General features: G+C 71.2%; 21 protein-coding genes. 5 read left to right on the top strand and 16 right to left on the bottom strand.

Translation table 11 applies throughout. The annotated features are described in order from the left end of the window. Positions 1-3: 3 nt before the first annotated feature. The 3 genes from ABZW17_RS20530 to tsaA are packed head-to-tail and all read left to right on the top strand — an operon-like array spanning position 4 to position 1675. On the top strand, positions 4-843 hold the full coding sequence (locus ABZW17_RS20530) for an LLM class flavin-dependent oxidoreductase (protein WP_354816117.1): 840 nt from the start codon (positions 4-6) through the stop codon (positions 841-843). Further along, a complete protein-coding gene (locus ABZW17_RS20535; protein ID WP_354816120.1) occupies positions 840-1268 on the top strand; it encodes a nucleoside deaminase in 429 nt (142 codons plus the stop codon). Before ABZW17_RS20530 ends, ABZW17_RS20535 begins: the two co-directional genes overlap by 4 nt. Then, positions 1265-1675: a tRNA (N6-threonylcarbamoyladenosine(37)-N6)-methyltransferase TrmO gene (tsaA, locus tag ABZW17_RS20540; RefSeq protein ID WP_354816123.1), complete on the top strand. Its 411-nt coding sequence runs from the start codon at positions 1265-1267 to the stop codon at positions 1673-1675. The genes ABZW17_RS20535 and tsaA overlap by 4 nt, the downstream gene beginning before the upstream one ends. Here tsaA and ABZW17_RS20545 read toward each other — a convergent pair whose 3' ends face one another. The 10 genes from ABZW17_RS20545 to nucS form a co-directional block, all read right to left on the bottom strand. Further along, positions 1676-3442 carry a 3-hydroxybutyryl-CoA dehydrogenase gene (locus ABZW17_RS20545; RefSeq protein WP_354816126.1) on the bottom strand — a complete coding sequence of 589 codons (1767 nt, stop codon included), beginning with the start codon at positions 3440-3442 and terminating at the stop codon, positions 1676-1678. It abuts the gene before it with no gap. Between the two features lie 120 nt (positions 3443-3562). After that, positions 3563-4234: a dihydroxyacetone kinase phosphoryl donor subunit DhaM gene (dhaM, locus tag ABZW17_RS20550; RefSeq protein ID WP_354816129.1), complete on the bottom strand. Its 672-nt coding sequence runs from the start codon at positions 4232-4234 to the stop codon at positions 3563-3565. Beyond that, a complete protein-coding gene (dhaL, locus tag ABZW17_RS20555; protein WP_354816132.1) occupies positions 4231-4860 on the bottom strand; it encodes a dihydroxyacetone kinase subunit DhaL in 630 nt (209 codons plus the stop codon). Before dhaL ends, dhaM begins: the two co-directional genes overlap by 4 nt. Next, entirely contained in the window at positions 4860-5861 is a 1002-nt protein-coding gene (dhaK, locus tag ABZW17_RS20560) for a dihydroxyacetone kinase subunit DhaK (RefSeq protein ID WP_354816135.1), read from the bottom strand. Before dhaK ends, dhaL begins: the two co-directional genes overlap by 1 nt. A gap of 67 nt (positions 5862-5928) precedes the next feature. Beyond that, on the bottom strand, positions 5929-6924 hold the full coding sequence (locus tag ABZW17_RS20565; protein ID WP_354816138.1) for a DUF3558 domain-containing protein: 996 nt from the start codon (positions 6922-6924) through the stop codon (positions 5929-5931). Positions 6925-6971: 47 nt separating this feature from the next. Further along, positions 6972-7256, bottom strand: a complete 285-nt coding sequence (locus tag ABZW17_RS20570; RefSeq protein ID WP_354816141.1) for a hypothetical protein — start codon at positions 7254-7256, stop codon at positions 6972-6974. A 9-nt stretch (positions 7257-7265) separates the two neighbouring features. Beyond that, positions 7266-8963: a sodium:solute symporter family protein gene (locus ABZW17_RS20575; RefSeq protein ID WP_354816144.1), complete on the bottom strand. Its 1698-nt coding sequence runs from the start codon at positions 8961-8963 to the stop codon at positions 7266-7268. Positions 8964-9160: 197 nt separating this feature from the next. Then, positions 9161-9937, bottom strand: a complete 777-nt coding sequence (locus tag ABZW17_RS20580) for a hypothetical protein (protein ID WP_354816147.1) — start codon at positions 9935-9937, stop codon at positions 9161-9163. Between the two features lie 385 nt (positions 9938-10322). After that, entirely contained in the window at positions 10323-10529 is a 207-nt protein-coding gene (locus tag ABZW17_RS20585; RefSeq protein WP_354816313.1) for a DUF1653 domain-containing protein, read from the bottom strand. A gap of 18 nt (positions 10530-10547) precedes the next feature. Then, the gene (nucS, locus tag ABZW17_RS20590; RefSeq protein ID WP_285985896.1) at positions 10548-11207 is read right to left on the bottom strand and encodes an endonuclease NucS; all 660 of its coding nucleotides are present in this window, start codon (positions 11205-11207) and stop codon (positions 10548-10550) included. A gap of 37 nt (positions 11208-11244) precedes the next feature. Here nucS and ABZW17_RS20595 point away from each other — a divergent pair, with 37 nt between their 5' ends. Next, positions 11245-11790 (top strand): NUDIX hydrolase, encoded by a 546-nt coding sequence (locus ABZW17_RS20595; RefSeq protein WP_354816151.1) that lies wholly within the window; start codon positions 11245-11247, stop codon positions 11788-11790. On the opposite strand, the gene ABZW17_RS20600 is transcribed toward ABZW17_RS20595, so the two are convergent. The 4 genes from ABZW17_RS20600 to ABZW17_RS20615 all read right to left on the bottom strand — a co-directional run bounded on the left by ABZW17_RS20600 (position 11762) and on the right by ABZW17_RS20615 (position 14513). Further along, complete coding sequence (locus tag ABZW17_RS20600; RefSeq protein ID WP_354816154.1) at positions 11762-12226, bottom strand: DUF2867 domain-containing protein; 465 nt, start codon at positions 12224-12226, stop codon at positions 11762-11764. The genes ABZW17_RS20595 and ABZW17_RS20600 overlap by 29 nt on opposite strands. Beyond that, positions 12223-12723, bottom strand: coding sequence for a helix-turn-helix domain-containing protein (locus tag ABZW17_RS20605; protein WP_354816157.1), 501 nt, complete (start codon positions 12721-12723; stop codon positions 12223-12225). The genes ABZW17_RS20600 and ABZW17_RS20605 overlap by 4 nt, the downstream gene beginning before the upstream one ends. A gap of 63 nt (positions 12724-12786) precedes the next feature. Beyond that, positions 12787-13554, bottom strand: a complete 768-nt coding sequence (locus ABZW17_RS20610) for an enoyl-CoA hydratase-related protein (protein WP_354816160.1) — start codon at positions 13552-13554, stop codon at positions 12787-12789. Next, positions 13533-14513 carry a helix-turn-helix domain-containing protein gene (locus ABZW17_RS20615; protein WP_354816163.1) on the bottom strand — a complete coding sequence of 327 codons (981 nt, stop codon included), beginning with the start codon at positions 14511-14513 and terminating at the stop codon, positions 13533-13535. Before ABZW17_RS20615 ends, ABZW17_RS20610 begins: the two co-directional genes overlap by 22 nt. Before the next feature lie 71 nt (positions 14514-14584). Between ABZW17_RS20615 and ABZW17_RS20620 the strand changes: the two genes are divergently transcribed. After that, positions 14585-15142, top strand: a complete 558-nt coding sequence (locus ABZW17_RS20620) for a cysteine hydrolase family protein (protein ID WP_354816166.1) — start codon at positions 14585-14587, stop codon at positions 15140-15142. Here the strand turns inward: ABZW17_RS20620 and ABZW17_RS20625 are convergent. Beyond that, positions 15135-17153: a protein meaA gene (locus tag ABZW17_RS20625; RefSeq protein ID WP_354816169.1), complete on the bottom strand. Its 2019-nt coding sequence runs from the start codon at positions 17151-17153 to the stop codon at positions 15135-15137. The genes ABZW17_RS20620 and ABZW17_RS20625 overlap by 8 nt on opposite strands. Positions 17154-17246: 93 nt before the next feature. Further along, entirely contained in the window at positions 17247-17768 is a 522-nt protein-coding gene (locus ABZW17_RS20630; protein ID WP_354816172.1) for a hypothetical protein, read from the bottom strand. Between the last annotated feature and the right edge of the window lie 37 nt (positions 17769-17805).

The following is a 17805-nucleotide window of genomic DNA, read 5'->3' on the forward strand; positions in this document are numbered from 1 at the left end:
GGCGTGAAGATCGGCGTGAACGTCCCCAACTTCGGGCCCGGCACGGATCCGGGTGTGCTGCGCGCCTGGGCGCAGACGGTCGAGGGGCTCGGCTTCGACCTGCTGATGGTGTCCGACCACGTCGCCATCACGCCCGACGTCGCCGGGCAGTACCCGGCGCCGTTCTACGAACCGTTCACGACGTTGTCCTGGCTGGCCGGGGTGACGCAGCGGGTGCGGCTGGGCACCACGGTGCTGGTGGTGCCGTACCGGCATCCCCTGCTGGTGGCGCGGATGGCGGCGAACCTCGACGCGCTCAGCGGCGGCCGGCTCGTGCTCGGCGCCGGGATCGGCTGGGCGAAGCAGGAGTTCGAGGCGCTGGGCGTGCCGTTCGAGCAGCGCGGGAAGCTCACCACCGAACACCTGCGGGCGATCCGGGCCGCATGGGCCGGGCACGACGACTACCGCGCGGGCCCGATCCCGCTCTGGCTCGGCGGGCACAGCGACGCCGGGCTGCGCCGCGCGGTGGAGCTCGGCGACGCGTGGCACCCGCTGCGGCTGACGCCGGCCGGGTTCCGGGAAGGCTTGGCCCGCCTGGAAAAGCTGGCCGGCGACCGGCCGGTGCCCGCGTTCGCGCCCCGGATCCTGCTGCGGGTGACCGAAACCGCGGTGACCGGGCCGGACCGGCGGGCCGGCGAAGGCACGCTCGAGCAGGTCCTCGACGACCTGGCGCAGCTGCAAACCCTGGGCGCGGACACCGTCGTGCTCGACCCGTTCGACTCGGACCCCGCCGAGACCCTCCACCCGGAGGTGGCGTGGCGGGACCTCGCGGCGGTGGCCGCATCCTGGAAGGAGAACCGGTGAAGGACACCGAAGAAGCCCTGCTGCGGCGGGCGATCGAGCTGGCCCGTGAGGCGCGCGAGGAGCACGGCAATCCGCCGTTCGGCTCCCTGCTGGCCGACGCCGACGGCACCATCCTGGCCGAGGACCGCAACACCTCGTTGACGGACAACGACATCACGGCCCACCCGGAGCTGAAACTGGCCCGCTGGGCGGCGCAGCACCTGGACCCGGAAACCGCGGCGGCCACGACCATGTTCACCAGCACCCAGCCGTGCGGCATGTGCACCGGCGCGATCGAGCGGTCCGGGCTCGGCCGGGTCGTCTACGCGCTGTCGACGGACCAGTTCCTCACGCTGCGCCCGCCGCTCACCTGGGGCGGCCCCGAGCTGGCGGGTCCGGCGCTGTTCGACGAGGCACGCGTACCGGTCGAGGGCTACTACAAGTGACGGGCTACCACGTGCGGCCGGTGGCCCGGGTGGAGTCGCCCCTGACCGACCTCGCGACCGCCCCGAAGCAGGGCGACGAGGGCGCACCACCGGCCCGCGTGGTGTTCGACCCGCAGTTCCACCCCGCGGCGGCCGACCTCCGCCCGGGAGATCGCCTGGTGCTGCTGACCTGGCTGCACGCAGCGGACCGCGACGTCCAGGCGGTCCACCCGCGCAGCGACCCGGGCCGCCCGCGGCAGGGCGTGTTCTCGACGCGCTCCCCGGATCGCCCGAACCCGATCGGCCTCCACACGGTCACGGTGACGGCGGTCGAGGGTGGCACGCTCACGGTCACCGGCCTGGAAGCGATCGACGGCACGCCGGTCCTGGACGTGAAACCGGTTCTCGGCGAGGTGACCGAGCGCTGATCAGTAGTCCTTGAAGCCTTTCCCTGTCTTCCGGCCCAGCCGCCCGGCTGTCACGAGGTGCTCCAGCAGCGGCGCCGGCGCGAAGCCCTCCTCGCGGAACTCGTTGTACAGCGTCCGCTGGATGGCCAGGGAAACGTCCAGGCCGACGACGTCCAGCAGCTCGAACGGGCCCATCGGCAGGCCGCAGCCGACCTTCATGGCCGTGTCGATGTCGTCCGCGCCCGCGTAGTGGGCCTCCAGCATCTTCACCGCGTCGTTGAGGTACGGGAACAACAGCGCGTTGACGATGAACCCCGCGCGGTCGCCGCAGTGCACCGCGTGCTTGCCCACCGTGGCGCAGACCGCGCTCGCCGTCGCCACCACGTCCGGGGCCGTCGCGATCGTCGAGACCACCTCGACCAGCTTCATCACCGGGGCCGGGTTGAAGAAGTGCAGACCGACCACATCGGACGGCCGGGACGTCGAGGCCGCGCACTCGATCACCGGCAGCGAGGACGTCGTCGTCGCCAGGACCGCGCCCGGGCGGACCACCTCGTCGAGCGCCGCGAACACCGCCTGCTTCACCGGCAGCTCCTCGGCCACCGCCTCGATGACCAGGTCGACGTCGGCCAGCGCCTCGAAGTCGGTGACCGGCGTGATCCGGGCCAGGGCGGCAGCACCGTCCTCTTCGGACAGCTTGCCGCGAACCACGGCCTTGTCGAGCGACTTCTTGACGCGAGCCACCGACGCCTGCGCCTTCTCCAGGCTCCGCGCCCGCAGCACGACGTCGAGGCCGCGCTTGGCGAACACCTCCGCGATGCCGGTGGCCATCGTGCCCGTCCCGACCACGCCCACCCGCGCCACCGGCCGCGGCGGGACACCCTCCACTGTGGACACGCTCGCGGCGGGCACCACGTTGGGTGAGTCCGGGCCGTCGTAGGTGTAGAAGCCCCGGCCGGTCTTGCGGCCGAGCAGGCCCGCCGTGATCATCTGCTTGAGCAGCGGCGCGGGCGCGTGCAGGCGGTTGCGGGACTGGTGGTACATCGTGTCGAGGATTTCGTTCGCGGTGTCCAGCCCGATCAGGTCGAGCAGCGCGAGCGGGCCCATCGGGTAGCCGCAGCCGAAGCGCATCGCGGCGTCGAGGTCCTCGCGCGTGGCGTAACGCTGCTCGTACATCCGCACGGCGTGGTTGAGGTAGCCGAACAGCAGCGCGTTGGCGATGAACCCGGCCCGGTCGCCGATCACCACCGGCACCTTGCCCAGCCGCTCGGCGAACTCGACGACTTCGGCGACCACGTCCGGCTCGGTCACCACCGTCTTCACGATCTCGACGAGCTTCTGCACCGGCGCCGGGTTGAAGAAGTGCATCCCGACGACCTTGCCGGGACGCGTGGTGTGCACGCCGATCTCGGTGATCGACAGCGACGAGGTGTTGGACGCGAAGACGACCTCGGGCCGGGTGATCTTGTCCAGCTCGGTGAAGACGTCGGCCTTCGCCGCCAGGCTCTCCGGGATCGCCTCGACCACCAGGTCCACTTCGGACAGATCCGACAGCGACGTGCCGTAGCGGATCCGGCCCAGCAGCGCGGCTCGCCCGGCCGCGTCCAGCTTGCCACCGGAGAGCGCCCGCTCGGTGGAGTGCTCGAGGTGACCGCGACCCCGGGCGACGCCAGCCTCGTCGAGTTCGACCGTGACGACGTCGAGCCCGCTGCGCGCGAGCACTTCGGCGATTCCGGAGCCCATGGTGCCCAGGCCGACCACACCGACCGTCGAGATTTCCCGCGCCATCGAGGCCTCCAGAGATGTTACTCGCTGGTAATTGGCCTCGATAGTGCCACGCGGTACCACCGGAAGCCCAGACGGAATCGAGTCAGTACCGCGCAAGTCACCCGGTCGGCGACGGCCGCTTCACTCGCCGAAATTGCCGTCCACCAGCTCCTTCACCTTCTCCAGGGCGGCAGCGGCCTGTGGCCCGCGCGCCCGCACGAGGATCCGGTCGCCCTGGCGCGCGCCGAGCGACATGAGGCCCAGCACGCTGTGGCCGTCGGCCTCCTGCTCGCCCAGCCGCACGGTGACGTCGGCGTCGAACGCGCTCAGCGTGCGCACCAGCAAGCCGGCCGGCCGGGCGTGCAATCCGACCTCGTTGCGCAGCTCCAGCTCGAGTTCGGCACCGTCGCCGGTGGCCTCGGCCGGCGCCAGGTCCTCGGGGATCCCGGCCGTCGCGGCCGCCTCCGCCACCGCCTTGCGGTCCTGGCCGGCCTGCGCCGCGACCGCCGCCGCGATCGCGCCCTCGACCAGCGGGCCGTCCGCGACGATCGCGGCCGAGGGGTCGGCCAGCGACTCGACCGCCAGCTCGGCGGTCATCTGCGCGCTGCCGAGGTCGTAGAGCAGCACGACGCCGTCGCCGTGGTCGGCGCGCTGGGTGGCCGCGACGACCTCGTCGTAGTCCGTGCCGATCGAGCCGTCGGCCAGGCCGCCCGCCGGCACGATGGTGACGTCCGGCGCCATCTGGGCGGCCAGCTCGGCCAGTCCTTCGGCGAGCTTCGCGCTGTGCGACACGAGTACGATTCCGACGCTCACCGGGCGGCCTCCGCGAACGCCCGAAGCAGCAGCGCCGACGACCGGGCGCCGGGGTCCAGGTGCCCCACGGCCCGCTCGCCGAGGTAGGACGCCCGGCCCTTCCGCGGCACCAGGTCCACAGTGGACTCCGCGCCGGCGTCAGCCGCGTCGGCGGCCGCGGTCAGCACCGCGACGGCGTCCCCGCCGTCCGCGGCCGCCTTTTCCGCCGCCGACACCGCCGGGATCAGGGCGTCGACCATGGTCGCGTCCCCGCCCACGGCCTTGCCGCGGGCCTGGACGCCTTCGAGGCCGGCGCGCAGCGCGTCCACCAGCGCCGGGACGTCGAGGGTGGCACCGGCCCCGAGCTTGGCCGACGCGCGCAGGAAAGCCGTGCCGTACAACGGGCCCGCGGCCCCGCCGACCTTGGAGATCAACGTCGTCGCGACGAGCTTCAGCACCCCGCCCGGGGTGTCCGGCACCGCGGAATCGAGCGCCGCCACGACGGCCGCGAAGCCGCGGTTGAGGTTCTCGCCGTGGTCGCCGTCGCCGATCGCGCGGTCGAGGTCGATCAGCTCCACGCGGTGCTCGGCGACCACCGCCGCGGCGGCGCGCACCGCCGCCGCGACCCCGTCGGCCGTGCAGGCCATCAGAGCCCCCACCGCAGCGCCGCGGTGTTGACCGGGGCGTCCCACAGCTCGGTCAGCTCGTCGTCCAGTTTGAGCAACGTCAGGCTCATCCCCTGCATCTCGAGGCTGGTGATGTACGGGCCGACCAGCCGGCGCTCGACCACGATCCCCCGGTCGGCCAGCAGCCGCTCGGCGATGCCGTGGGCGAGGTAGAGCTCGACGAGCGGGGTGCCGCCCATCGAGTTGGTGAACAGCAGCACGCGGTCGCCCGAGGCGAACGGCAGGTCCGAGACGACCGCCTCGACCAGCCGCGCCACCAGTGCGTCGGCCGGCTCGGCCGGGATCCGCTCGCGGCCGGGTTCGCCGTGGATGCCGATGCCGAACTCGATCTCGTCCTCGGCCAGGTCGAAGCTCGGGGTGCCGGCGTGCGGCACGGTCGGTGCGGTGAGCGCGACGCCGATCGACCGGACCTGGCCGATCACCTTCTGTGCCAATGCGGTCACGGCGTCGAGCGAGTCGCCGCGCTCGGCGGCGGCGCCGGTGATCTTCTCCAGCAACACGGTCCCGCCGACCCCGCGCCGGCCCGCGGTGTACGTCGAGTCCTTGACCGCGACGTCGTCGTCGATCACGACGCTGCGCACCTCGAGGCCCTCGGCCGCGGCCAGCTCGGCGGCCGTCTCGAAATTCAGCACGTCGCCGGTGTAGTTCTTCACGATGAGCAGGGCGCCCGCTTCGCCGGTGGTGGCGGTGACCGCGGCCTGGACGGCGTCGGGCGTCGGCGAGGTGAACACCGCACCGGGCACGGCGGCGGCCAGCATGCCCCGGCCGACGAAGCCGCCGTGCAGCGGCTCGTGCCCGGACCCACCGCCGGAGATGACGGCGACCTTGCCCGCCACCGGCGCGTCGGCTCTGATTACGACATCCGGGTCGTACTGGACGCGAAGGACGTCGGCGTGCGCGGCGGCGAGCCCCCGCAGCGACTCGGCAACCACGTTCGCCGGATCGTTGATGATCTTCTTCACGGCAGCCTCCGGCACATCGGCGGGTGGGGTGTCCCCTTCCTACCTCGCCGCGGGGCCGGCCGCCAGATCAAGGCTTAGGGAGCTTGGTGACCACGTTCTTCGCGACGGTCACCGCCTTGCCGCACGGATCGGCGTCGTTGTCGTCATAACCCTGGTAGTCCACCTGGGCCAGTTCGACGTCGTCGCCCTGCCACGGCCGGTGCTGCCACTGGACCTTGCACCGCGCCGAACCCCCGGTCTGCGGCTTCTGGAACGCGGTCACGCCGTTGCCGAGGTCCACCTTGGAGTAACCGTCGCCGACGAGCGGGGGCAGGCCCGGCAGGAACCCGACCGTCACCGACGGGCCCCGGTCCTTCCACTCGCACGAGTGCAGGCCCGAGGGCGCCGCCTTCGCCGCCGGCACGGCGGCGGTCACGGCCGCCGCGTCGGCCATCGCGCACGGATCCACGGTCAGCACGGTCCCCGGCGGCGTCGAGTACTTCTCCGGCGAGTTGTGCAGCTTCTGGACGACGGCCTCGGCGAACGTCTGCCCCGGACGGCAGGGATCGTCACCCGCGTAGGTGACGGTCACCTCGAGTCCCACGTCCGGGTTCAACGCCGTCATCACGGCCACGGTGCAGTCGGTGTCCCCGGTCTTGTTCACGCGCAGCGGCAGCCCGCCGACCGCGCCGGTCGTCTTGTCCGCCCGCGGCACCACGGTGCTGCCGATCTCGAGCTCGAGCCGGATCTCCTTGCCGCCCGGGTCCTTCACCTTGTTGCGGCAGGTGTCGAAGGCGATCGACGACGGCGACGGGTCGTCCTCGACCGTGCCGAGGCCCAGCGCCCCGAGGGCGTCCTTGGCCAGGAACTGGCACGGCTGGACGGTGCGGAGCACGTTCGCCGCCACCGCGGCGTCGGTGATCGGGCCGTCGGCGACCTGGCCGGAGCCGGCCGCCGCGGGCACCGTCGTCCGGGCGAAGTTGGACTTGCCGAGGTCCTGCCCGCACGCCGTCAGGGGCAGCACGAGGGCGGTGACCAGCAGGAACAGCTTCGGGAACCGGCGGTGCCGGACGTCTGGGAACACGCCGAGCACGGTAGCGGCCGGTGCGCGCCGCTGTCCGGACAACCCGCTTATTCGCCGGCGACGGCCGCTGTGTCGTCGCTCTCGGTCTCCGTGGGCACGACGAGCGGCCGGACCAGGGCCCAGGTGACGAACAGCGCGGCCACCACCAGCATGCCGATCCCGGCCCACAGGTTGATGTTGACGTCGGCGGCCTTCTTGAGGTCGTCGTCGGAGGTGAAGCCGATCCCCATGACGGTGAGGATGACGCCGTAGACGCCGATCAGCAGGGCGATGATCAGCCGGATGTCGAAGGCGCCGGCCTTGTGCGCGCGCGGCTGCGACTCGGTAGCCATTCCGGCCTCCTAGAAAATGGCGTTCAGGGCGATGGTCAGGACGAGCACGATGCCCGCGAGCAGGCCCGGCTTGCGGTACCAGCCCGCGTTCTCGCCGGTCGAATCGTGCTGCCGGGTTTCCTTCGGCGTCAGCGAGTAGACGAGGCCGACCAGCTCCTCGTCCGCCTTCGGCCGGGTCGCCAGCGAGACGGCGACGCTCACCACGATGTCGACGACGAACGCGGTCCCCGCGGCGACGAAGCTGATGCCCTGGCCGGTCAGGCCCAGCACCCCGGCCTTCGACAGGGCCCAGACGGTGATCGCGGACGCGGTCCCGAGCACCAGGCCGCTCCAGCCGGCGTGCGGGGTCATCCGCTTCCAGAACATGCCGAGGATGAACGTCGCGAACAGCGGCGCGTTGAAGAACGAGAACAGGTCCTGCAGGTAGTCCAGGATGTTGCTGGACTGCGACGCGATGAACGCCGTGCCGATCGCCAGGATCGTGCCGGCCGACGTCACGATCCGGCCCAGGTTCAGGTAGTAGTGGTCCGGCTTTTCCTTCTGGACGTAGGTCTGCCAGATGTCGTAGGTGAAGACCGTGTTGAACGAGCTCAGGTTGGCCGCCATGCCGGCCATGAACGAGGCGAGCAGGCCGGCGATGGCGATGCCGAGCATGCCGTTCGGCAGCAGGTCGCGCATCAGCAGCAGGAGCGCGTTGTTGAACGTGACGCCGCTTTCGGCGGTGCCGCCGTCGAGCAGCACCTGCTTGTCCTTCACGTACTCGGACACGGTGACCGCGGCGATCATGCCGGGGATGATCACGATGAACGGGACCAGCATCTTCGGGAACGCGCCGATGATCGGCGTGCGCCGCGCGGCCGACATGCTCTTCGACGCCATCGCACGCTGGACCTCGACGAAGTTCGTCGTCCAGTACCCGAAGGAGAGCACGAACCCGAGGCCGAACACGATGCCGAGGATCGACAGGATGTTGTTGCCGAAGCCGGTCAGGTTGTCACCGGGCCAGGAGTGCAGCTGCGCCGACCCGCCCGGGCTGTTGGTGACCTTCTGGACCAGCCCCTGCCAGCCGCCGACCTTGACCAGGCCGATGATCGTCAGCGGCACCAGGGCGATGACGATGACGAAGAACTGCAGGACCTCGTTGTAGATCGCGGCGGAAAGGCCGCCGAGCGCGGTGTAGGAGAGCACGATCGCGGCGGCGACGACGATGGACACCCACAGCGGCCAGCCGAGGAGCAGCTTGACGACGCTGGCCAGGAGGAAGAGGTTCGCGCCCGCGATGAGGATCTGGGCCGCGGCGAAGCTGACGCCGTTGACCAGGTGGGCCGGCTTGCCGAAGCGCCGGCGCATGAACTCGGGGACGCTGCGGACCTTCGAGCCGTAGTAGAACGGCATCATCACGATGCCGAGGAACAGCATCGCCGGGATGGCGCCGATCCAGAAGTAGTGCACGGTCGGCAGGCCGTACTTGGCCCCGTTCGCCGACATGCCCATCACTTCGACCGCGCCGAGGTTCGCCGAGATGAACGCGAGGCCGGTGACCCAGGCGGGCAGCGACCGGCCGGACAGGAAGAAGTCGAGGCTGCTCGACACCTGCCGCCGCGCCAGGTACCCGATGCCGAGCACGAGCACGAAGTAGAACGCCAACTCGATGTAGTCGATCACGCTCGCGTCGAGTCGCAGGTTCGCATCGGCTAGGACGAGCACCCGACCCACCTCCGGCAGTTCCTCTTCGAGACAGGACAAGATCCGACAGGAATCACCAGCACCCTGTCGGATCCGGACAGTACTGCATGGATTCAGGGTCGGCACGTTGACGTGTCCACAATGGCCAGAAGGCGCGCCTCCCCCGGCTTTCACCAGGGGAAACGCGCCTTCGTCACGCGCCGCGGGAGCGGCCGGGGTCAGCGGTCGGTCGGGACCGCGATCTCGCCCTCTTCGTCGATCAGCTTGGCGAGCACCGCGTCGGGCAGGTAGGTCCGGTGCGGGAAGCCCGGGCCCCACGAGTTGAGGATCGGCACCGCGCCGAGCTCGTCGGCCCGCGGGTTGGCGAGCACGGAATGCACGTCGTCGACCGACTTCGCCCAGCGGAACGCCTTGATGCCCTGTTTGGCCTCGGGGGTGTACTTCTCCCGCGCCTGCCAGTCGTCGTTCGCGTACGAGTCGTCCCACAGGACGTGCCCGGTTTCCTTGAGGACCTCGGCCGCGGCCCGGACCGACGTGCCGTTCTCGTCGCCCGGGTTGGTCTCGGGCCACTCGTCGCGCTTCTTGGCCGCGTCCCAGAGCCAGCGGGCCGCGTACTCGCTGCCGTTGAACAGCGACATGCACCGTGACCAGCCGAAGCCGACGCAGGCGCCTTCGTGCCCCTGGTCGTAGAACGCGTAGTAGGCGTCGGTGTCCGGGGTACCACCCGGTTCGAGGCAGACGCAGTGGCCGCCGCGGATCCGGCCGAGCTGCGCGACCCCGGCCTTCGCGATGAAGAACTCGCCGGAGGTTTCGTCCTGTTCCGGGGTGTCGAACGCCGAGTACCAGTTGACGCCGATCACGACGGGCGAGCGGGTGGGGCGGTCTTCCTCGGCCAGCGCACCGAGCGGATACCTTTCGACGTGCCGCCAGTCGTCCGGAATGAACCGGCCCAGACGCGGGTCGGCCGGATCGGAACCGAGTGGGCGATAACGCATGACTTCCTCCTCCGTGCAGGCGAAAAAGCGCGCACACCGGCCGGCTGGCGCGCACACACGAGCTCGAAGGCGGACAACGACGTTGGGCACGACGAAGAAAAGACGGCCGAGCGCACCACCCTCCGGCCACACCGGACGCACCGGCGGAACCCCTCGAATCGAGTGTGGCACGGCACGGCCGAATAAGATCCCGAACTCACCCGAACAGCGCAGGAATCGCGGTGAAAAAGTATCCGCTGACCACTCGGGCCGCTATCGGGTCAATGATTTCCTGGCGGAGGAATAATCATCGAATCAGATACACCTGTTTCCGCATCGATTCGGTATCGGCCCCGAGATCCGCCCGTCCGGGCAGCCCGGCGGGCGATTTTTTCACCGGCGCGGGTCAGTCCGTCACACGGCGGAAGCGCGGCACCCGGCCGCCGGGCGTCCCGACCGTCTCCGCGAACATCGCCGCCGGGCGCACCCACAGGCCCCGCTCGCCGTACAGCGCGCGGTACACGACCAGTTCCTCTTCGGTTTCGCTGTGCCGGGCCACGCCGAGCACCTCGTACTCGCCGCCCTTGTGGTGGACGTACCGGCCGGGCTCCACGTCGGACACGTCGGACACTCAGAACAGCCGGAATTCGTCGGACTCGATGCCGCGGAGTTCGTCGTAGTCCAGGGTCAGGCAGCGGATCCCGCGGTCCTCGGCCAGCGTGCGGGCCTGCGGCTTGATGATCTGGGCCGCGAACACGCCCTGCACCGGGGCCAGCAGCGGGTCGCGGTTGAGCAGTTCCAGGTACCGCGTGAGCTGCTCGACGCCGTCGATTTCGCCGCGGCGCTTGATCTCGACCGCGACCGAGCGGCCATCGGCGTCGCGGGCCATGATGTCGACCGGGCCGATCGCCGTCGGGAATTCGCGGCGGACCAGCGTGTAGCCGTCGCCGAGGGTCTTGATGTGCTCGGCCAGCAGTTCCTGCAGGTGCGCTTCGACGCCGTCCTTCTGCAGTCCCGGTTCCGCGCCGAGGGCCTGGGAGTAGTCGTGGAAGACCTCTTCGATCGAGATCACCAGCTTCTCGCCCTGCTTGTTCTCCACGATCCAGAGCTTGCCGTCCTCGATGAGCCAGCACGGCGGGCTCATCCAGTTCAACGGCTTGTACGCACGGTCGTCGGAGTGCACCGACACCGAGCCGTCGGACTTGACGAGCAGCAGGCGGGTGGCCATCGGCAGGTGGGCGGTCAGCCGGCCGGCGTAGTCGACCTGGCACCGCGCGATCACGAGACGCACCCGAGGAGGGTAGGACAGGGTCGGTGATACTGGGCGCGTGGACCCCATTCAGCGTGTCGCGTCCCGCGAGGTGTACCGGAACAACTGGATGACCGTGCGGGAGGACGAAATCCGCCGCCTCGACGGCTCGGCGGGCATCTACGGCGTGATCGACAAGCCGACCTACGCGCTGGTCATCGCCCGGGACGGCGACCGGTTCCGGCTGGTCGAGCAGTTCCGCTACCCGCTCGGGCAGCGGCGCTGGGAGTTCCCGCAGGGCACCGCGCCGGACCTGGCCGACGTGCCGCCGGGCGAGCTCGCCGCGCGGGAACTGCGCGAGGAGACAGGCCTGCGCGCGGGCTCGATGGTCCCGCTCGGCAAGCTCGACGTCGCGGCCGGCATGAGCAGCCAGCGCGGCTGGGTGTTCCTCGCCACGGACATCACCGAAGGCGAGCCGGAGCGCGAGCACGAAGAGCAGGACATGCGCAGCGCGTGGTTCGCGCGCGAGGACATCGACAAGATGATCGTCACCGGCGAAATCACCGACGCGCAGTCGATCGCCGCGTGGATGCAGCTCATGCTGGCCGAGCGGCACCGGCCTTGAGCATCCCCCGGATCACCAGGTGGTGGAACGGCTTGATCAGCGCGAAGTAGGCCGGGCCGACGCGGTTGTGGAAGTGCACGATCGTGCCGAGCCGGAAGCCGCGCGGCACCGCCTCCACCGTCAGGTACCCGGTCAGGTGGCTGTCGTCCACACCGGCCACCAGGTAGCGCTCCGGATCGCCGTCCCGGACGGTGAAGAACGCCACGCGGTCGCCGGGCGCGAAACCGACGTCCTCGGGCCGGAGCCGGCCGGTGCGCGGAACGGCCGCGGTGTCCAGCCGCAGCGCCTTGGCGAGCACGTACCGGACACCGAACAGGGCTTTCACCCAGGCCGGCGACCACCCGAACACGCCGGCGACGAATTCGCGCAGGCTGTTCTCGCTCTCGATCTCCTTGAATTCGACGTAGTCGGCTCCGTCGGCGTACGGCTCGGTCATTTCCGTCTCCCCAGTACGAGTTCCAAAGCGTTCTTGAGCTCGCGGCCGGTCAGCGGCGGCACGACCTGCCCGGCGCCGACGACGACGAGGTACAGCGCCTGCGCGAGAGCGGCGTCGCCGCTGATCTCCGTCAGGTAGGCGACGCGGGTGGCGTCGACGCGCGCCTGGACCGCCCTCGCTCCGGCGTCCTGCAGCGCCCACGCCCGGACGGCGATCTCCAGCTCCGGTCCCGGTCCCGGCGCGAGAACCAGCCTCAGCAACGCGTCCAGCCGGTCACCCTCGGCCGCTTCGGCCTGCTCCACGAACCGCGTGGTGCGTTCGGTCTCGAAGTGCTCCAGCAGCGCCGTGCGGTAGCCGCCCATGCCCTTGAAGTGGTGGTAGAACGAGCCTTTCGACAGCCCGAGCCGCTCGGCCAGCCGCTCGATCGTCACCGCCGGCGCACCCTGCTCCGCCAGCAGCACCAACCCCGCGTCCAGCCAGTCCCGCTTGCCCGCCATGGCCATACCATACCGTATGGTACGGTCCACGGCCACGACGAAACCCCACCGGCGCGGAAGGGCTCAGTCCGGCCAGGAAGGCTTGCGTTTTTCCAGGAAGGCCGCCATGCCTTCGCGGGCGCCGGGCAGCTGGGACGCCGCGGCCATGACCTCCAGCGCGATCGCGTACGCGTCGGCCTCGGGCCGGTCGAGCTGGGCGTAGAGCGTCACCTTGCCCATCGACTTGCTCGCCCGGCTGCCCCGCGTCGCCCGCGCCAGCAGCTCCGCGACGGCGTCGTCGAGCCGGTCGTCGGGCACGACCCGGTTGACCAGGCCCCAGTCGAGCGCCGTCGCCGCGTCGATGACGTCACCGGTCAGCGCCAGCTCCATCAGCCGCTTGCGGCCGATCGAGCGCGCCACCGGCACCGCCGGCGTGTGGCAGAACCAGCCGCCCTTGCCACCCGGCAGGGCGAACCCCGCCGACTCGGCGGCCACCGCCAGGTCGCAGGAGGCCACCAGCTGGCAGCCCGCCGCGGTGGCCAGGCCGTGCACCCGCGCGATGACGACCTGCGGGATCGACTGCATCGTGTGCATGAGCTCCGTGCACAGCGTCAGCAGCTCGCGCACGCCCATCAGGTCGCGGGCGGCGACGTCGCCGAAGTCGTGCCCGGCGGAGAACACCGGGCCGTCGCCGGCCAGCACGACGCCGGTCGCGTCGGACGTCCCGGCCTCGCGGAAGGCCGCGAGCAGCTCGGCGAGGTGGTCCGCGGACAGCGAATTGCGCCGCGCCGCCCGGTTCATGGTGATCGTGACGGTGTCGCCGTCGCGCTTCACGAGGAGGTGCTGGTACATGCTTCGACGGTAGCCCCTCGGAATGTGCGCCGATAGCTGTCCGGGCCGACGCCGACTTCGGCGCGCATCCGCCGCCGCAGGTTGGCCGCCGTGCCCAGCCCGGAGCGCTCGGCGACGCGGTCGACGGGCAGCGACGTCGTCTCCAGCAGCCGCTGCGCGTACCGGACGCGCTGGACGCGCAGCCAGCGGCCCGGTGTCACGCCGGTGGCTGCGGCGAACTCGCGGTGGAACGTCCGCTCGCTCATCCGCGCGTGCCCGACCAGGTCCTCGACGCCGATCCCGGTGGCCAGCCTGCCCAGCGCCCAGTCCATTGTGGACGCCAGGCCGGGCTGCGCCGACGGCGGCGGCAGCGGGTTCTCGACGTACTGCCGCTGCCCGCCCTCGCGCGCCGGCGGCATCACGAGCCGGCGGGCCAGCGCGGCGGCGACGTCGGCGCCGTGGTCGCGCCGGACCAGGTAGAGGCAGAGGTCGAGGCCGCCGACGACGCCCGCGGACGTCAGGACACCGCCGTCGTCGGTGTAGAGCACGTCCCGCTGCAGGTCCGCGCGCGGCGCGGCGAGCGCGAGGGCGTCGAGGTCACGCCAGTGCGTGGTCGCCGGGCGGCCGTCGAGCAGCCCGGCGGCGGCCAGCGTGAACGCGCCGGAGCACAGCCCCGCGACGGTCGCCCCGGCCCGGTGCGCCCGGCGCAGCGCCGCGACGGCGGCCGGCGCGACCGGGGCCAGGGGGTCGTCGCGGCCCGGGGCCAGCACGAGGTCGCAGCCGCCGAGGCCGGCGAGCCCGTGCGTGGCCGCGACGTCGCCGAACGGCGACAGGGGCGTGCGCACCCGGCCGGGGCTGCACAGCCGGACCGTGAACGGGCCGATTCCGCTGTCGGTCCGGTCCTGGCCCCAGACCTCGCCGAGCACCGCGAGGTCGAACGTCCGGGTACCCGGCAGCAGCAGGACGCCGATCGTGCGCATGGCAGAAAAGTACCGCATCGCGCACCCTCTGCCACTCCCCTCCAGCGTCCCCGGGCCGCGAAACTCGACGGATGACGGAAACGGCACTCATCCTGATCGACGTCCAGCGCGGGTTCGACGAGCCGGGGTTCTGGGGTCCGCGCAACAACCCGGGCGCGGAAGCGAACATGAAGGCCCTGCTCGACGCGTGGCAGGAACGACGGCTCCCGGTGGTGCTCGTGCACCACGACTCCCGGGAACCGGGCTCGCCGCTGCGGCCCGGTCAGCCGGGCAACGACTTCAAGCCCGAACTCGACGGCGCGCGACCGGACCTGGTGTTCGGCAAGCAGGTCAACTCGGCCTTCATCGGCGACGTCGACCTCGACGCGTGGCTGCGCAAGCGCGGCATCACGAGCTTCGTCCTGGGCGGCATCCAGACCAATTTCTGCTGCGAAACCACCGCGCGGATGGGCGGGAACCTCGGCTACGACGTGACTTTCGCCCTCGACGCGACCTTCACGTTCGACCTGCCGGGCGTCGACGGCGACGTCGTGACGGCGGACGAGCTCTCCCGCGTCACGGCGGCGAACCTGGCGAACCAGTTCGCCACCGTGAAGTCCACAAAGGACATCCTGGCCGGGCTCAGCTGAGCTCGTGCCGCTCCCGGACCAGGTCCACGATGCCGGCCATGATCCCGGTGAGCTCGTAGTCCTTGGGCGTGAACACCCGGGCGACGCCGCGTTCGAGCAGCAGCGCGGCGTCGTCCGGCGGGATGATGCCGCCGACGATCACCGGCACGTCGCCCGCGCCCGCGGCCCGCAGGCCGTTGACGACCTGCGGAACGACTTCGAGGTGCGAACCGGAGAGCACCGACAGCCCGACGACGTGCACGCCCTCCTGCACGGCGGCCGCGACGATCTGCTCCGGCGTCAGCCGGATGCCCTGGTAGACGACCTCGAAGCCGGCGTCGCGCGCCCGGACGGCGACCTGCTCGGCGCCGTTGGAGTGCCCGTCGAGGCCCGGCTTGCCGACCAGGATCCGCAGCCGCTCGCCCAGTTCCGCCTCGGTTTCCCGGACCCGCGTGCGCACCCGCTCCAGCTCGGCGTCGCCCGTGCCCGCGACCGCGGAGGCGGAAACGCCGGTGGGCGCCCGGTATTCGCCGAACACCTCGCGCAGCGCACCGGCCCACTCGCCGGTGGTGACACCGGCCCGCGCACAGTCCACAGTGGCCTCGAACAGGTTCTCCGCCGTCTGCGCGCGTTCCCGCAGCGTGGCCAGGGAGCGCTCGACGGCGTCGTTGTCGCGCTGTTCGCGCCATTCCTCGATGGCCTGGATGGCGGCCTTCTCGGCGGCCGGGTCGACCGTCTCGATCGCCTTCGCGCCCTCGGCCTGCAGCGGCGACGGCTCGGTCGTCTCGAACTTGTTGACCCCGACCAGCACGCGCTCGCCGTGTTCCATCCCGCGGCGGTACTCGGCCAGTGACGCGACGAGCTGCGACTTCATGTAGCCGCTCTCGACCGCGGCGACCGCGCCGCCGAGGTCCTGCACGCGGGCGATCTCCTCGCGGGCGCCGGCCATGATCTCGTCGACCTTGGCCTGGATGACGTGCGAGCCGTCGAAGATGTCCTCGTACTCCAGCAGGTCCGTCTCGAACGCGAGCACCTGCTGCATCCGCAGCGCCCACTGCTGGTCCCACGGCCGGGGCAGGCCGAGGGCCTCGTTCCACGCGGGCAGCTGGATCGCGCGGGCGCGGGCGCCGCGCGAGAGCGACACCGCGAGCATCTCCAGCACGATCCGCTGGACGTTGTTCTCCGGCTGGGCCTCGGTCAGCCCGAGCGAGTTGACCTGGACGCCGTAGCGCAGGCGGCGGGCCTTGGGGTCCGTCACGCCGTAGCGGTCACGGGTGATTTCGTCCCAGAGCGCGGTGAACGCGCGCATCTTGGACATCTCCTCGACGAACCGGACACCGGCGTTGACGAAGAAGGAGATCCGCGCGACGACCTTCGCCATGTCGGCCTGGTCGACCTGCCCGGAGTCGCGGACGGCGTCGAGCACGGCGATCGCGGTGCACAGCGCGTACGCGACCTCCTGCGTCGGCGTCGCGCCGGCTTCCTGCAGGTGGTAGCTGCAGATGTTGATCGGGTTCCACTGCGGGACGTGGTGCACGGTCCACGCGATGACGTCGGTGATCAGCCGCAGGCTCGGTCCCGGCGGGAAGATGTAGGTCCCGCGGGAGAGGTACTCCTTGATGATGTCGTTCTGCGTGGTGCCGGCGAGCTTGGCGAGGACCTCGTCGACGTCACGCCCTTCGGCCTCGGCCTGCTCGCGCGCCACGGAGACGTACAGCGCGAGCAGCCACATGGCCGGCGCGTTGATGGTCATCGACGTGTTCGCCTCGGCGAGCGGGATGCCGTCGAAGAGCTGCCGCATGTCGCCGATGTGCGACACCGGCACGCCGACCTTGCCGACCTCGCCGCGCGAGAGCTGGTGGTCCGGGTCGTAGCCGGTCTGCGTGGGCAGGTCGAAGGCCACCGAAAGGCCGGTCTGCCCCTTCGCGAGGTTGCGCCGGTAGAGCTCGTTCGACGCGGCCGCGGAGGAGTGCCCCGCGTACGTCCGCATCACCCACGGGCGATCTCGTTCTCGATCCGTTGGGTACGGCACGGTGCACCTCCGGCGGTGGGCGATCCGTCGAGTGTACCCGTCGGTAACATAGCTGGGCAGTGGAATCGGACACGTCCGGGTGACGACCGGCGCTCACCCCCGGGCCTGTTCCGCCTCGATCAGCCCGCAGAGCCGGGCGGCGTCCGGCACGGTGAACAGCTCGATCGGAAGCCACTCCTTCCGTGACCCCACCGGCGCGCGGAAGAAGTTCGCGGACGCGTCCCACCGCTTCAGCGTCAACGTGCCGGTGCCGTCCTGGCCGGGCCGGAGGACCGGCCGCTCCAGGTCGATCAGGTACTCCTCGCGGGTGCGGCCCGAGACGCGGTCGGCGACCAGGACCCGCCGGTCGGTCACCGCGTACACCGCGCGGCGCGTCGACCGGAGCCGCCAGAGCACGGGTCCCCAGGCGAGGACGAGCCCGAAGACCGCGACGACCACAGCCATGACCGGGAACCCGCCGTCCGGCTCCGGCAGCCCGGCGGCAAGGGGCCCCGACACCAGGATCGCGCCCACGGCCAGGCGGAACCACTCGCGGCCGACCGGAGCGACGCGACGGGACCGTCCCGACCACAGCAGGCGCTCACCCGGCAACAGGACGACGATCGGCTCCTCCACGGCGGCCTCCCCGGCGCTCTTTGCCGGGTGACGCTCC

It is taken from the genome of Amycolatopsis sp. NPDC004625 (assembly GCF_040609695.1).
Lineage (GTDB): Bacteria > Actinomycetota > Actinomycetes > Mycobacteriales > Pseudonocardiaceae > Amycolatopsis.